At 39.7% G+C, this 16,442-nt stretch carries 9 protein-coding genes and 3 pseudogenes; 8 read left to right on the forward strand and 4 right to left on the reverse strand.

Annotated features, from left to right (window positions below; all coding sequences use genetic code 11):
* Positions 1-262: 262 nt before the first annotated feature.
* Both mgtE and WH390_RS07140 read left to right on the forward strand, forming a co-directional pair.
* A complete protein-coding gene (gene mgtE, locus WH390_RS07135) occupies positions 263-1,630 on the forward strand; it encodes a magnesium transporter (protein WP_406850725.1) in 1,368 nt (455 codons plus the stop codon).
* A gap of 503 nt (positions 1,631-2,133) precedes the next feature.
* Positions 2,134-3,453, forward strand: a pseudogene (locus tag WH390_RS07140) (MFS transporter).
* Between the two features lie 138 nt (positions 3,454-3,591).
* On the opposite strand, the pseudogene WH390_RS07145 reads toward WH390_RS07140, so the two are convergent.
* The 4 genes and pseudogenes from WH390_RS07145 to WH390_RS07160 all read right to left on the reverse strand — a co-directional run.
* Positions 3,592-3,882 (reverse strand): annotated as a pseudogene (locus WH390_RS07145) (E3 ubiquitin--protein ligase); the annotation flags it as partial.
* Positions 3,883-4,046: 164 nt separating this feature from the next.
* On the reverse strand, positions 4,047-4,484 hold the full coding sequence (locus WH390_RS07150) for a pentapeptide repeat-containing protein (RefSeq protein ID WP_256379503.1): 438 nt from the start codon (positions 4,482-4,484) through the stop codon (positions 4,047-4,049).
* A pseudogene (locus WH390_RS07155) lies at positions 4,473-4,670 on the reverse strand (pentapeptide repeat-containing protein); the annotation flags it as partial. The gene WH390_RS07150 and the pseudogene WH390_RS07155, both read right to left, overlap by 12 nt.
* Positions 4,671-4,682: 12 nt before the next feature.
* Complete coding sequence (locus tag WH390_RS07160) at positions 4,683-4,997, reverse strand: pentapeptide repeat-containing protein (RefSeq protein WP_052044826.1); 315 nt, start codon at positions 4,995-4,997, stop codon at positions 4,683-4,685.
* 337 nt (positions 4,998-5,334) lie between these two features.
* Here WH390_RS07160 and WH390_RS07165 point away from each other — a divergent pair, with 337 nt between their 5' ends.
* The 6 genes from WH390_RS07165 to yegQ all read left to right on the forward strand — a co-directional run bounded on the left by WH390_RS07165 (position 5,335) and on the right by yegQ (position 16,367).
* On the forward strand, positions 5,335-6,558 hold the full coding sequence (locus tag WH390_RS07165; protein WP_032114882.1) for an MdtA/MuxA family multidrug efflux RND transporter periplasmic adaptor subunit: 1,224 nt from the start codon (positions 5,335-5,337) through the stop codon (positions 6,556-6,558).
* Positions 6,558-9,698, forward strand: a complete 3,141-nt coding sequence (locus WH390_RS07170; RefSeq protein ID WP_032114881.1) for an MdtB/MuxB family multidrug efflux RND transporter permease subunit — start codon at positions 6,558-6,560, stop codon at positions 9,696-9,698. Before WH390_RS07165 ends, WH390_RS07170 begins: the two co-directional genes overlap by 1 nt.
* Positions 9,695-12,772: a multidrug efflux RND transporter permease subunit MdtC gene (mdtC, locus tag WH390_RS07175; protein ID WP_032114880.1), complete on the forward strand. Its 3,078-nt coding sequence runs from the start codon at positions 9,695-9,697 to the stop codon at positions 12,770-12,772. The genes WH390_RS07170 and mdtC overlap by 4 nt, the downstream gene beginning before the upstream one ends.
* Positions 12,769-14,172, forward strand: coding sequence for a two-component system sensor histidine kinase BaeS (gene baeS, locus WH390_RS07180; RefSeq protein ID WP_032114879.1), 1,404 nt, complete (start codon positions 12,769-12,771; stop codon positions 14,170-14,172). Before mdtC ends, baeS begins: the two co-directional genes overlap by 4 nt.
* A complete protein-coding gene (baeR, locus tag WH390_RS07185) occupies positions 14,169-14,861 on the forward strand; it encodes a two-component system response regulator BaeR (protein ID WP_032114878.1) in 693 nt (230 codons plus the stop codon). Before baeS ends, baeR begins: the two co-directional genes overlap by 4 nt.
* Positions 14,862-14,984: 123 nt before the next feature.
* Positions 14,985-16,367, forward strand: a complete 1,383-nt coding sequence (gene yegQ / locus WH390_RS07190) for a tRNA 5-hydroxyuridine modification protein YegQ (protein ID WP_032114877.1) — start codon at positions 14,985-14,987, stop codon at positions 16,365-16,367.
* The last annotated feature ends 75 nt before the right edge of the window (positions 16,368-16,442 follow it).

Raw genomic sequence — 16,442 nt, forward strand, 5'->3', positions numbered from 1 at the left:
AAATCTAGCAACCATAAATCTAACTTAATTGCTTGTTTTCTATTCAATAACTTATCTATCCTGCTGCTGATAGTAGTTGTTTAAATAATGTATGCATTTAATCGAAAGTCATTAAAAATGATAATACCTGATAATAGGTTACGACTATTAGTATTTAAGGATAACCATGTCTCAACCAGCCTTTTCATCGAATATTACCTCACTTATTAATCCACATTCACAAAAGCTGGCACAAATTAGGCAAGATATTTTGACGCTTTTCATGGAAAATGAAGAGACGATTAAAATATTAGCCACCCAACATGACAAACAACAAGCCTTATCGATCGTAAAACACGATAAAAATATCATCCAAATTAAATCACTATTACATGCCTTACATGCAGCCGATATTGCGGATCTTTTAGAAATGTTGCCTTATGATGAACGCTCATCACTATGGTATTTAATTGATAATAATAAACGCGGTCAGGTTTTAGTCGAAGCCTCAACCTCGGTCTGGGAAAGTTTACTCAAGAACATGTCAGATAGAGAGTTGCTACGCGCTGTTGCTAATCTACATGTTGATGACCAAGCCTATATTGCCGAACACTTACCGCGCGACACGATGCGTCGTTTACTGACTTACCTAGATCCCAGTTTACGTAATCAGATCCGTGAAGTACTGCAATACCCTAAGGATAGCGTTGGCCAAATGATGGATTTTGAATTTATTACCGTTAGGCCTAACATTAGCCTGAAAACTGTTCAACGCTATCTACGCCAGCGCGGTAATATTCCTGAAGCAACCGATAAAATTTTTATTGTCGATATACAAAATCGCTTGCAAGGAGAATTGCCATTAACAACGATTTTAACCTCATCACCAACAAAAACAGTGGCTGATGTGATGAAAACTGCCACGATGAGTTTCTTGCCTGACGAAAAAGCAGAAGACGCTGCGAGTGCTTTTGAACGATACGATTTGATTTCAGCTGCTGTGGTTGATAACAATGGTTTATTAATGGGACGCTTAACCGTTGAAGATATAGTTGATAATCTTAATGAAGAGAGTGATAGCAACATCCGGCGCATGGGAGGATTAAGCCCTGAAGAAGATGTTTTTGCCCCCGTTGGGCAAGCAGTAAAAACTCGCTGGACCTGGCTTGCCGTTAACCTCTGTACCGCTTTCATTGCCTCACGGGTGATTGGCGTGTTCGAAAATACCATTTCACAACTGGTCGCACTGGCAACACTAATGCCTATTGTCGCCGGCATTGGTGGCAATACCGGCAACCAAACTATCACTATGATTGTTCGAGCAATTGCCTTGCATCAAATCCAAACTGGTAATTTCTCATTTCTGTTACTGAGAGAATTAGGCGTCGCGCTGATCAATGGTATTGTCTGGGGCGGGATCATGGGCATCGTCACCTATTTACTCTATGGTAACCTTGAGATGGGTGCGGTGATGACTTTAGCTATGATATTGAACTTAATGATGGCCGCATTAATGGGCGTTATTATCCCATTAATTATGGTCAAACTGGGTCGAGATCCGGCCATTGGCTCAAGTGTGATGATAACCGCGATTACTGATACCGGCGGCTTCTTTATTTTCTTAGGTTTAGCCACTCTTTTTCTAATTTAAATCGTCAGCGCTAATCTATCATTGCAACCTTAGAATAGCGCCTTAAAACGAAACTTATTAAACCTCTTTGCTATCTCAATCTATTTAAATTAATAGCCAAATTTTTCTCTATCTATCAATTGAAAAATAGCAGATTAATATATTTATATGGTTAAAATAGAATGCATTACTATCTAAATTCCAGCCTTGATTTTGCTATCCATTGATTTAATTAAAAACAAATAACCCAATATTTCTCCGGTTTAAAGGTTATCCAGAGTAGGATAAAATAATATCCGCTTTTTATGTTTATATAGACAATGACGAAAAAAATAAATTATTGGTTATAACTGCCGGATGATAAACAGATAATTATTATCGCCAAAATCCAGATATCATTGTTATTTCATTATTTTTTATTATTAAAAAATAAAATCAATTAACAAATTGCACCTATTGTTTGAATGATTTATTCAGCGAATTAATACACTATTTTGCCTATTAATAAAAAGGATTAAAAAAACATGCCATCGCTAACCAATACGCAAAGTCAGCCTGTTGCCAGGCCACTAAATCAGCAAGATTATAAAACGCTGGGTCTATCTTCGTTAGGTGGTACACTTGAGTTTTACGATTTTGTTATTTTTGTCTTTTATGCCAAAACCATCTCGCTACTTTTTTTTCCGGCTGGTAATCAATTTCTCGCTCTGATAGCAACCCTTGGGTTATTTGCTGCCGGCTATCTGGCTCGTCCATTAGGTGGCATTATTATGGCACACTACGGCGATAAAATAGGCCGTAAGCGCATGTTCAGTTTGAGTATCTTTATGATGGCCCTGCCCACTTTGGTTATAGGGGCGCTGCCCACTTATTCCACGATTGGCATTGCTGCGCCACTATTATTACTATTGATGCGTATTATGCAGGGAGCGGCAATTGGTGGAGAAATGCCAGGTGCCTGGGTGTTTATCGCTGAACACATGCCAAAACAGCGTTATGGTTTAGCTATTGGAACCCTGACTTCCGGCATTACTGGCGGTATTTTGCTCGGCTCGATTATTGCCATTACCATTTAATATCACTTTACCGAACAACAAATTGTCGATTTTGCCTGGCGCATTCCGTTTATTGTCGGTGGGTTATTTGGCTTTATTGCTGTCTATTTGCGACGCTTTTTACAGGAAACCCCAATATTTAAAGAATTAGCGGCACAAAGAGCGCTTTGTAATGAGTTGCCAGTTAAGACCGTTTTAACATCACATAAGCAGGCTTGTTTGATCACCGCGCTACTAACCTGGTCTCTATCGACCTCAATTATCGTGATCATTTTAATGACGCCTGATGTTATTTTACGCGGCATCTACCATATCGAGCGAAATAGCGCCTTACAAGCCAATTGCTTTGCAGTATTGATGTTAACCGTTGGCTGTATTTTTTGGGGTTACTTAAGCGATAAAATTGGCTCCCGTCTCACCATGTTAGTAGCCTATAGCGGCCTGATCATCAGCGCCAGCTATTTCTATTCCATACTATCACCGGCTATTTCATTTTTAACATTAAGTAGTTATTACGGCATTATGGGATTATTCGTCGGTGCCGTCGTTTTAACCCCAATTATTGGCACTCGGGCATTCCCACCTGCAATTCGTTTTTCTGGTCTGTCTTTTGCCTACAATATCGCCTATGCGATTTTTGGCGGTTTAACGCCGATCATCACAGGCTTCTGGCTACAACAATCTCATCTGGCGCCGGTTTATTATGTCAGTGCCGTTGCAGTGCTAGCTATCTTGGTTGGTTTTTTACCGCTAGCATATCAAGGGTGGCAACATCAGCGGGCAAAATAAATCTAACGGGCAATAATATCCGCTTTTACTCGCTGCTAAGTGGTTAATAACTTCTGACTTAATAATAAAAAAGTGCATCATTTATTAGACTAATGCACTTTATACAACCATAAAAAATCTTAATTTCACCAACATCCATCAGCGCCAGGCTGGCGGCATGATGCCGGCTAAGATCACTGGGAAATGGTGTTTTATATGCTCAACCATGATAGTTGATAACACCGCCGTGCAGCTAAACGTATTATTTTGGCCAAGCAATCTATCGGTCCAATCATTATACTGAGCCTCATCTTCGAAGGTTTGCGGTGATAATTGATGAGCCTGCTCCATTAGCGCAAAAGCAAAATACCTTAATGTATTTGGTGACTCAGTTTCCGTACCAAATATTGCACTGGAAGAATATTTGCTAAAAACGGCGGCCAGGCTTAATAACGTTTTAGCCTATTCCTTATAGCGACTATCATCTACTATTCCCTGTAAAATCAATTAAATAAAGGCTCCATTATGACTAAACATCATATCCGGCTGGTGAGTAAAAAAGTTCAGCAGGTTGTCAAAACGGCAGCAATTGATGCCGGCATATCATGTTGGCATCAACTATTGACCCATAATCTGACAACATTTAAGCCAAAGTTATTTTTAATCCAACCAGTGGTTTTTTCATCCTGGTTATAGGGCGTTTTAAGCAAAATATCTAACAAGGGTTGTTTCATCGATAATAGTGAGATATTTGAATCACGCGTGTCTAAAAAGTCGAGTAATTCGTGCATCAACACTATTTTCTGGTCATTATATTTAGGATCAATACTGTCGATAGTCTTTTGAAGACTAAAGTAATCACGAGAAGGGTTAAAATAATCACGAGGAGGGTTAAAATAGTGCAATACATATTCATCATTCCATGCAGGAAAAGCAATATTACGTAATTCTGCGCCATCTAGTACCGCCCCAGTAAAATTAGCACCCACCAAATTAACACCAATCAACTTAGCATTGTTTAGCTTAGCATTAGTAAAATTAGCTCCAGCCAAAATAGCGGAATCTAGATTTACATTGGCCAAATTAGCCTGAGTTAGATTGGCTCGAGATAAGTAAGCCTGGCTTAAATCAGCATCAACTAAAACTACACCATTCATTTCAGTTTTGCTTAACTGAGCCTTTTTTAATACACTTCTATCCATTCTAGCACTATGCAAATTAGCCTCATCCAATTTAGTTTTGCTAAAATCTCAATCAACCAAATTAGCTTCAGATAAATTAGTGTAACTTAAATTAGCAGCACTAAAATTAATTTCACATAAGTCTCTAGCAGACAAATTAGCATGCATCATTTCAATCTTACTTAAGTCAAGGGTAGTGTTAATAGGACGTTCCCGAGTCAATTTATCAAAAATATCGCTTTTTTGTCGGTACAAATTTTCAGTACTAGGATTACGGCCCAATGGCACTACTTCTCTTAGAATATCCAAATCTGAAGGTTGCTCAATTGAAGCATGAATTAGCGGAGATACAGAATTAGTAGTATTAATAGAGGGTATAGGCATAATCATTCCTTGATTAATTTATAATTAAAAACAAGTAATATATGAGCGATTGAAAAAAAATTATTGTAAAAAACCGCTATTTAATTGCAATTAACGATTCTTTTAGGTTATTAGACATTTGTTAAGGCGACATTAATATACAGGTTTGCTAATGATAACTATCTTAAATATATATAACATTTAGCAAATTTATGCTTATCTCATACTGATTATTACAATTTCCACATTTCCTCCATTTTTTTATATTAAATAGTCGCTAAACTATAGTGTATAAATAATTTATTTATGAAATTAAAAATATCTGCTGATACCTGTACAAAAAAATGCTAAGGACATGATGAACAATAATAATCACCGCCGAAAAATTGTTATATCTGCTATTGCCATTATTTTTTTATCCCTTAGCGGGGTGTTTGCCTGGCGTTATTTTCATTCGCAAACCCCCACGACAGCTGCCTTATCAAGCACGCAAGTATCAAAGCAAAGCTCAACAAAATCGCGTAAAACGCCGCTACCCCCGGTGCAAGCGGCATTATCCGTGCGACAAAGTATTCCACACATTTTGACCGCCTTAGGTACAGTGCAAGCCGCCAATACCGTAATGGTAACCAGTCGGGTGCAGGGGCAACTAATGGCGCTACATTTTACTGAAGGACAAACAGTTAAAGCAGGCGATTTATTAGCCGAAATCGATCCACGGCCATTTCAGATCTCGCTGGCGCAGGCAGAAGGACAATTGCTCAAAGATCAGGCGCAATTGCATAATGCCCGCCAAGATTTAGCCCGTTATCAAAAATTAGCTACCAGTAAGGTTATTTCTCAACAAGAGTTAGATAAGCAACGAACATTGGTTCAGCAAACAGAAGGCAGTGTTAAAATTGATCAGGCGGCAATTAGTAACGCTAAACTGCAACTAACCTATAGCAGGATCACGGCTCCTATTGCCGGTCGGGTTGGTTTAAAACAGATCGATATTGGTAATTATATTACCAGCGGTTCAACTTCACCTATCGTTATCATCACCCAAACAACCCCTATTGACGCCGTATTTGCCCTGCCTGAGGTAGATATTCCGTTGATCAAAATTGCTCAACAGCAAAAAACCAAAATTCCAGTGATCGCCTGGGATCGTAATAATAGCGCCAAAATTGCCGCCGGTTACCTATTAAGTACTGATAATCAAATAGATAGCACAACTGGCACATTAAAAATGAAAGCACGTTTCGCTAATCAGGATAATAGGCTTTTTCCTAACCAATTTATCAATATCCAAATTCAAGTTAATACGCTAAAAAATGTGGTAGTGATCCCAACCGCTGCTTTACAAATGGGTAGTATTGGTCACTTTGTCTGGACATTAGATAAAAATAATTTAGTCAAAAAATATAAAGTCACGGTGGGTTTGCAGGATGGTCAAAAAACCATTATTAACGCTGGGTTAGATGCTGGTGTTTTGGTTGTTACCGATGGTGTTGACCGACTAGTTGATGGAGTAAAAGTTCAGTTGGTTACCCCAAAAGATCAATTAACATCTTATGCTAACACGACGGAGAAATCTTAATGCAGTTTGAGACTCCGTTAAAAAGTGGTGGTCCATCAAGGTTATTTATTCTACGCCCGGTTGCGACCACGCTATTTATGGTTGCCATTTTATTAGCTGGTATTATCGGTTACCGTTTTTTGCCAGTCTCTGCCTTACCACAAGTTGATTATCCGACGATTCAAGTGGTTACCCTTTACCCTGGTGCCAGTCCTGATGTGATGACATCAGCTATTACCGCACCATTAGAACGCCAACTAGGTCAAATGTCTGGTTTAAAGCAGATGTTTTCCCAAAGCGCAGGCGGCTCTTCAGTAATTACGCTAACTTTTCAATTATCGCTAGCACTGGATATCGCTGAACAAGAAGTGCAAGCAGCCATTAATGCGGCCAGTAATCTATTACCGAAAGATCTCCCCTATCCGCCCATTTATAATAAAGTCAATCCAGCTGATCCGCCCATTTTAACCCTAGCCGTAACCACTAACGCCCTGCCAATCACTGAATTGCAAGATATGGTTGAAACACGGGTAGCGCAAAAAATTTCTCAGGTTGATGGCGTAGGCTTAGTCACCCTCGCCGGCGGGCAACGTCCGGCTGTTCGTATTAAACTAAATCCACAAGCTGTCGCCTCTTCGCAACTGGATAATGAAACTATTCGGTTAGCTATTAATAATGCCAATGTCAATTCAGCTAAAGGCAGCCTTGATGGCCCTACTCGGGCAATTACGCTTTCAGCTAATGATCAAATGAAATCATTGGCAGATTATCGCTCACTAATTATTGCTTATAAGCAAGGTGGCGCAATTCGGCTAGGTGATATTGCTACCATTTCACAAGCAGCGGAAAATACCCAATTAGGCGCTTGGGCCAATAAAAAACCAGCAATTGTGATTAATGTCCAACGCCAACCTGGGGCGAATGTCATTAAAACCACTGATAATATTCGCAAAATCTTACCTGAATTAGTTAAAAATTTACCGAAAGCAGTCAATGTTAATATTCTGACCGATCGAACAACCACAATTCGTGCTTCAGTTAAAGATGTCCAATTTGAATTAGTACTGGCGATCACATTAGTTGTTATGGTGATTTATCTGTTTTTGCGCAATGGTATCGCAACCTTAATTCCGAGCATCGCCGTTCCCCTATCACTGGTGGGTACTTTTGCCGTCATGTATTTTTGCGGTTTTTCAATTAATAACCTCACTCTGATGGCTTTAACAGTAGCAACAGGATTTGTCGTCGATGATGCAATTGTGGTGATTGAAAACATTTCCCGCTATCTGGAAAAAGGGGATAAACCGTTAACAGCAGCGCTAAAAGGCGCTGGAGAAATTGGTTTTACCATTATTTCATTAACATTTTCATTAATTGCGGTGCTGATCCCACTGTTCTTTATGAGTGATATCGTGGGCCGCTTATTTCGGGAATTTGCCATTACGCTGGCTGTGGCTATCTTAATTTCTGCTGTTGTCTCCCTAACTCTAACACCAATGATGTGTGCCCGTTTACTCAAATCTGAAGCAAAAACTAAATACAATCGTTTTGAAAAAGGCTGTGAGCTGTTTTTTGATAAATTGATTGCTATTTATGGTGTCTGGCTTAAACGCATTCTCAATCACGAATGGCTAGTACTATCTGTCGCCATTAGCACATTGATACTAACAGCATTGCTTTATATTATGATCCCAAAAGGTTTTTTTCCTTTACAAGACAATGGGTTATTGCAAGGTGTAATCGAAGCACCACAATCGAGTTCTTTTGCCGCAATGGCAGAAAAACAGCAACAAATTGCGGAACAAATATTAGCCGATCAAGCGGTAGAAAATGTCATCACTTTCGTCGGTGTTGATGGTAGCAATTCAGCCCTTAATAATGCGCGATTACAAGTTACCCTTAAACCATTAAATCAACGCCATGAGCGGATAGATGTCATTATCCCTCGGTTACAACAAGCAGTTAATAAGATTCCAGGTATCAAGTTATTTTTACAGCCGATGCAAGATCTGACTATTAATAGCCAGATTTCCCGCACCCAATATCAATTTACTTTACAAGCGACTTCTATAGAACAACTCTCATTTTGGCTACCCAAGCTTCTCAACGCTTTAAAAGCCAATCAGCAACTTACTGACGTAAGTAGTGATTGGCAAGATAAAGGTTTAATCGCCAAAGTAACTGTTGATCGCGACACAGCTAGCCGTTTAGGCATTAGTATGTCGGCCATTGATAACGCATTATATAATGCGTTTGGCCAACGAATGATCTCGACAATCTATACCCAGGCTAATCAGTACCGAGTTATTCTTGAGCATGGCGTTGAAGGAGGTGTTGGTCTGGCAGCACTAAATAATATTCGTTTACGAAGCAACCAAAACACTATGGTGCCGCTAACCATATTAGCTAAAGTTGAACAGAGTTATGGCCCTTTATCAATTAATCACTTAGCCCAATTTCCTTCGGCGACATTTTCCTTTAATGTCGCTAAAGGTAGCTCGTTGGAAGACGCAGTCAATACAATCAAACAGATAGAAAATCAGCTTGAATTACCCCATGACATTATTACCCAATTTCAAGGAGCAACATTAGCCTTTGAAAAAGCACTGGCTAATACTTTGTGGCTTATTTTAGCGGCAATTATTGCCATGTATATCGTTCTCGGTATCTTATATGAAAGTTTTATCCACCCAATTACTATTCTTTCTACCCTACCTACTGCTGGCGTTGGCGCGCTATTAGCTTTAATGATAGCCGGTTATGAACTGGATATTATTGCCGTGATCGGCATCATATTACTGATAGGCATCGTCAAGAAAAACGCCATTATGATGATTGACTTTGCATTAGCCGCAGAGAGAGAGCAAGGTTTATCACCCGAGGAAGCTATCTATCAAGCTTGTTTATTACGCTTCAGACCTATCTTGATGACCACAATGGCTGCTCTGCTTGGCGCTCTGCCTTTAATGTTAAGTACCGGCGTCGGCGCTGAGTTACGCCGACCGCTAGGAACCTGCATGGTTGGTGGCTTAATTTTGAGTCAAATATTAACGCTTTTTACTACGCCTGTGATCTATTTACTTTTTGACCGGCTAGCTAACCATTGGAAATCTGGCCATCACCATAATCAGGCATCAAAGGGAGAGGAGCCGTTGCTGTGAAATTGTTCGCATTATTTATCGAACGTCCGGTAGCAACAACCCTACTTAGCGTAGCAATTACCCTATGTGGTGTTTTAACTTTTATGTTACTGCCTATCGCACCTTTACCACAAGTAGATTTCCCCGTCATTAAAGTAACCGCCTCACTACCAGGTGCATCACCGGAAACCATGGCTTCTTCAGTCGCGACACCATTAGAGCGGGCTTTAGGTCAAATTGCTGGTATTAACGAAATGACGTCCAACAGTTCGCTAGGTAATACTAACATCACGCTGGAATTTGAGCTTGATAAAGACATCAATAGTGCTGCCAGAGAAGTCCAAGCGGCATTAAATGCAGCACAAAGTATGCTACCTACCGGTATGCCTTCACGCCCACGTTACTACAAAACTAATCCAGCCGATGCCCCAATCATGATCCTAACCTTAACTTCCAGTAGCTATCGAATCGGTGAAATATATGACATTGCTTCGACCCGGCTGGCACAACGTCTTGCCCAAATAGCCGGTGTCAGTGAAGTTTCTGTTAGTGGCGGTTCACTGCCAGCGGTACGTATTGAACTCAATCCCACGGTACTATTTAATCAAGGGATTGCCCTAGATACAGTAAGAGAAGCGATTAATAATGCCAATGTTCGTCGCCCACTCGGCTATTTAAATGATGAACAATCACGTTGGCAAATAAAAACCAATGATGAATTAAAAACCGCTGCCGATTATCAACCCATTATTATTCATTCTCATAATAACGCAGTAGTTAGACTACAGGATGTTGCTAATATCAAAGACTCGGTACAAGACATTCGCACCGCCGGCATGACTGCTGGCAAACCGGCTATTATTTTAGTCATTCGCCGCGAGGCTGGAGCCAATATTATCGCTACCGTCGATCGTATTCGTGCTGAGCTACCCGAACTTAGAAAAATGCTACCAGCAAGTATTGATTTAGCCATTGCCCAAGATAGAACCCCGACCATTCGAGCCTCGCTGACAGAAGTTGAGCGAGCATTAACGATTGCGATCGGTTTAGTGATCTTAGTGGTTTTCCTATTCTTACGTTCTGGCCGGGCAACAATTATTCCCGCTATTGTGGTACCCGTTTCATTAATTGGTAGTTTTTCAGCGATGTATTTATGTGGTTTCAGCCTTAATAATCTATCGCTAATGGCATTAACGGTCGCGACCGGTTTTGTTGTCGACGATGCCATTGTGGTAATTGAAAACATTATGCGCCACATCGAAAACGGTTTAACACCGCATAAAGCTGCCATTATCGGTGTTAGTGAGGTTGGTTTTACCGTATTGTCGATGAGTATTTCTTTAATTGCCGTTTTTATCCCGCTATTCTTTATGGGAGGACTAGTTGGCCGGTTTTTCCATGAATTTGCCATTACCTTAGCTACAGCAATTTTGATCTCATTATTTGTTTCACTTACCCTGACTCCCATGATGTGTGCTTATCTATTAAAAAAAAGTAAAAAATTTAGTACCCATAAGATAAGGGGCTTTGGCCGGTTATTATTAAAAATACAACAAAGTTACAGTGTCACATTAAATTGGGTTTTAGCTCATCAACGAAATGTATTGTTAGTTTTACTCGCCACTATCGGTTTAAATATTTATCTTTATATCAGTATCCCAAAAACATTCTTCCCCGAACAGGATACTGGCCGGTTACTAGGTTATGTACGGGCCGATCAGAGTATCTCTTTTCAAGCCATGAAAACTAAAATGACCCGTTTTATGACGCAGTTGGATATGGATCCTAGCATTGACAATGTGACCGGTTTTATTGGTGGCAGCAGAATGAATAGCGGTTTCATGTTTATTGCTTTAAAGCCCCTAAATAAGCGGAAAGAAACGGCAAATCAAGTAATTGTGCGATTGCGAACTCAACTGGCAAATGAACCGGGTGCTAACTTATTCCTTATACCCGTGCAAGATATTCGGGCTGGTGGGCGTCAGGCTACTGCCAGTTATCAATTTACTCTTCTTGCCGATGATCTAGATGAGTTACGTGACTGGGAACCACAAGTTCGTAAAGCACTGGCAGCACTGCCCCAACTCGCGGACGTTAATTCTGATAAAGAGGATAAAGGCACTGAAATGGCTATAGCTTATGATCGTGACAAAATGGCACAATTAGGGATTAATGTTAAAGAAGCAAACAATTTACTTAACGATGCATTCGGCCAGCGACAAATATCAACCATTTATCAGCCAATGAATCAATATAAAGTTGTTATGGAGGTGGCACCTGAATATACCCAAGATACCAGTATATTAGATAAAATGTTTGTGATTAATAAACAGGGTAAACCGATTCCGCTCTCCTTTTTCGCCAAATGGCAACCCACTAATGCGCCATTAAGTGTTAATCATCAAGGATTATCTGCCTCATCAACTATTTCTTTTAATCTTAATGAAGGCTACACCCTTAATGATGCCATTAACGCAATAGAAATGACCATGATCCAATTAAGTGTGCCGTCGACTGTACGTGGTACCTTCGCAGGTACCGCTAAAATATTTCAACAAACCTTAAAAACGCAATTATTTCTGATCATTGCCGCCATAGTCGCGGTCTACCTTGTACTTGGTATTCTTTATGAAAGCTATATCCATCCATTAACCATTATTTCCACTTTACCGTCTGCCGGTTTAGGGGCCTTATTAGCATTAGAATTGTTCAATACCCCTTTTAGTTTAATTGCATTAATAGGTATTATGTTATTAATTGGTATAGTTAAGAAAAATGCCATTATTATGGTGGATTTTGCCATCCAGGCACAAAGAGAAGGTCTACTCAGCGCACATGATGCCATATTTAAAGCTAGCTTATTACGTTTTCGCCCCATATTAATGACCACCATTGCAGCAATTTTTGGCATGCTACCTCTGGCTATAGGTAATGGTGATGGTGCTGAATTACGCCAACCCTTAGGAATAACCATTGTTGGCGGTTTAATTGTTAGTCAAATATTAACACTTTATACCACCCCAGTGGTTTATCTCGCTTTCGATAAGCTGCAGACATATCTACAACAAAAGCGCTTGTTTGCGAGGCTTGAATGAAAGTACAGTTTAGGGGGGTTACCCATAAATTTTTTTTTGCTATCTTTGCCCTTTGTCTGTTGATCGTTTTTACTATGCACTGGGGAATTAGATTAAGTTTTGAGCAAGGTTTTATTGGCTATATAAGACAAAGCAATGAATTACGTACCAGCCTAATTGCTCAAGCACTGACTGAACAGTACCAGCAAACCGGCAATTGGACGTTTTTGCATCATAATAGCCGCGCCGTAACCCAGATCATTAATACCCTGGAACAAGAAAATGATCTGCCGGTTCAATCTTCAACCAAAAGCTGGCGTACTCAAGTTTGGATTGTGGATCATAATATGACCAGACTTTCAGGTCGTGGAATATTACCCACTGCCAGCCAAGATATTATTCAAAAACCGGTCAAATATCATAACCAGATCGTAGGTTGGGTTATTAGTAATGCAGCCGATAAAATCAGTCGTGAAGCGGATATTAATTTTGATCGCCAACAACATATCACCAGTTCTCTGGTGACCATGTTCTCATTGCTGGTAGCGCTAATCACCTCATTGCTACTAGCCAGAAATTTTCTCAAACCGATCAAACATATCCTTGAGGGTACCCACCAACTTACTGCCGGTAATTTTGCGGTTCGCGTGCGGATCTCGAGTCGCGATGAATTAGGTCAATTGGCTAAAGATTTTAACCAGCTAGCCTCAACTCTAGAAAAAAATGAACATATGCGGCGTGATTATATGGCAGATATCTCTCACGAATTACGCACACCATTAGCCATATTACGTGGTGAGCTCGAAGCAATTCAAGATGGTGTCCGGCCGCTTTCGGTCACAACATTACATTCTTTATTAGCTGAAACGAATAGATTAACTAAACTTGTCAATGATTTACATCAGTTATCCCTGTCTGATCGCGGTTCACTGGTTTATCGAAAAAAAAATATCAATTTGGTACAACAAATTGAGTTAGCTATCAATAGCTATCGCGGCAGATTTGCTGATAAAAAAATAACGTTAAATATCACTTTACCTAGTGTGGTAACTTTACATGCTGATCCTGATCGTTTAGCCCAACTATGGCATAATTTACTGGAAAACAGTTTACTTTATACTCATTCAGCTGGCTCACTGAGGATCCAAGGTTATGTTTCACAACAGCGATTTTATCTTATTTGGCAAGATAGCGCCCCAGGCTTATTAGTAGATCAATATCCCTTTATTTTTGAGCGTTTTTATCGGGTTGAAAGTTCGCGTAATCGCGCCAATGGAGGTTCAGGACTCGGTTTGGCCATTTGTTATAATATTGTTGAAGCCCATGGTGGCAAAATTATCGCGCAAGCCTCCTCTTTAGGAGGCGTAAAAATTAGCATAGAATTTCCATTAGATGATAACCATAAAAGCCAAAATGTATGAGTTGCGATAATCACTGCTACCGTATTTTAGTTGTTGAAGATGAACCAAAGTTAGGCCAATTATTAGTTGATTATCTACAGGCCGCTGGTTTTCAAAGCGATTGGCTACTCGAGGGTAATAGTGTCGTTAACCAAGTAAAACATTTTCCACCGGATCTGATTTTACTTGATCTTATGTTTCCAGGTATAGATGGCTTATCAATCTGCCGTCAATTACGTCAATTTTCAGACATCCCTATTATCATTGTGACAGCGAAAACGGAAGAATTTGATCGCTTAGTTGGCTTAGAAATTGGCGCTGATGACTATATCTGTAAACCCTTTAGCCCACGTGAAGTAATCGCTAGAATTAAAACCATTTTACGCCGTTGCTATCGACAAACTACAGCAGAAAATAGTGACTTTAAGCTAATTATTGATGAAAGCGCCTATCAGATACATTATCAAAATCAAACCATTGAATTAACACCGGCGGAATTTCGATTATTAAAATATTTATCCCAACATCCGGGTAAAGTTTTTTCCCGTGATAAACTGTTGAATAACCTCTATGATGATTATCGAATTGTTACTGATCGCACCATTGATAGCCATATAAAAAACTTGCGCCGCAAGCTACAACAATTAGATAAAGAGCGGCAATTTATCCGCTCAGTATACGGCTTAGGTTATCGTTGGGAATTAGTTTAATTAAATTTTGCTAATCCGCTCGCCGGTTGATTTGGATTTCATCACATAAGGCGTTAGAATTAGCTACTTAAAACTTATCCGATTAAGAATAAGTACTGACTTGTTATCAGATTGAGAAATTATATGTTTACGCCAGAATTACTTTCTCCCGCAGGTTCCCTGAAGAACATGCGTTATGCTTTTGCCTATGGCGCGGACGCTGTTTATGCAGGACAACCGCGCTATAGCCTACGTGTTCGTAATAACGAATTTAATCATGAAAATTTAGCTAAAGGCATTAAAGAAGCCCATGAAATGGGAAAACGTTTCTACGTAGTGGTTAATATTGCACCACATAATGCTAAATTAAAAACCTTCATTCGTGATCTTACTCCGGTCATCGAAATGCAACCAGATGCCTTAATTATGTCCGATCCTGGCCTAATTATGCTAGTGAGAGAAACATTTCCAGCAATGGAGATCCATCTTTCTGTCCAGGCAAACGCTGTTAACTGGGCAACAGTAAAATTTTGGCAACAAATGGGATTAAGCAGAATTATTTTGTCTCGTGAGCTCTCTATTGAGGAAATTGCCGAAATTCGTCAACAGGTACCTGATATTGAATTGGAAATTTTTGTTCACGGTGCACTTTGCATGGCCTATTCTGGTCGTTGCTTACTATCTGGTTATATTAATAAGCGCGATCCCAATCAAGGCACCTGTACCAACGCTTGCCGTTGGGAATATAAAGTACAAGAAGGAAAAGAAGACGCAATCGGTAATATTGTTCATCATCATCAACCGATTAAGATAAAAAATATTCAGCCGACATTAGGTAATGGACAGACTACCGACAAAGTTTTTTTAATTGAAGAAAGCAAACGTCCTGGTGAATATATGACCGCTTTTGAAGATGAGCATGGTACCTATATTATGAATTCAAAAGATCTACGGGCAATCGAACATGTTGAACGCTTAACTCAAATTGGTGTCCATTCTTTAAAAATTGAAGGTCGTACCAAATCCTTCTACTATTGTGCTCGAACTGCTCAGGTTTATCGTCGGGCGATTGACGATGCCGTTGCGGGTAAACCTTTCGATCCCTCATTACTAACCACACTAGAAGGCTTAGCTCACCGAGGTTATACCGAAGGTTTTTTACGTCGGCATAACCATGATGCGTACCAAACCTATGAATATGGTTATTCTGTTTCGGATAGCCAGCAATTTGTTGGTGAATTCACCGGCCAACGCAAAGATGGGCTGGCAGAAGTGGACGTGAAAAATAAATTCTGTCTGGGTGATAATTTAGAGTTAATGACACCAGCAGGGAATATTCAATTTACCTTAACTGACTTATTTGATAAAAAAAACCTACCTATTCAAGTTGCACCAGGTAATGGCTATAAAGTTTATCTCCCGATCCCTGAGGATGTTGATCTGCAGTTTGCACTATTAATTCGCAATTTGGCTGGCACAACGACCAGAAACCCTCATAACAAACAACAGATTCAAACAATAAAGTAAGTTCAAAAACTAAAGTAAACAGTAATATGTTTGCTTTAGTTATAAGTAATTTTAATAACCTTAAAAATAGTGATA

Source organism: Candidatus Arsenophonus nilaparvatae, assembly GCF_045346035.1.
GTDB lineage: Bacteria > Pseudomonadota > Gammaproteobacteria > Enterobacterales > Enterobacteriaceae > Arsenophonus > Arsenophonus nilaparvatae.

Bases quoted from the DNA above. Each gene is read 5' to 3' on its own strand.
- mgtE (WP_406850725.1), top strand. From the start codon at position 263: ATGGAAAATGAAGAGACGATTAAAATATTAGCCACCCAACATGACAAA.
- WH390_RS07160 (WP_052044826.1), bottom strand. From the start codon at position 4,997: ATGCCTATACCCTCTATTAATACTACTAATTCTGTATCTCCGCTAATT.
- WH390_RS07165 (WP_032114882.1), top strand. From the start codon at position 5,335: ATGAACAATAATAATCACCGCCGAAAAATTGTTATATCTGCTATTGCC.
- WH390_RS07170 (WP_032114881.1), top strand. From the start codon at position 6,558: ATGCAGTTTGAGACTCCGTTAAAAAGTGGTGGTCCATCAAGGTTATTT.
- baeS (WP_032114879.1), top strand. From the start codon at position 12,769: ATGAAAGTACAGTTTAGGGGGGTTACCCATAAATTTTTTTTTGCTATC.
- baeR (WP_032114878.1), top strand. From the start codon at position 14,169: ATGAGTTGCGATAATCACTGCTACCGTATTTTAGTTGTTGAAGATGAA.
- yegQ (WP_032114877.1), top strand. From the start codon at position 14,985: ATGTTTACGCCAGAATTACTTTCTCCCGCAGGTTCCCTGAAGAACATG.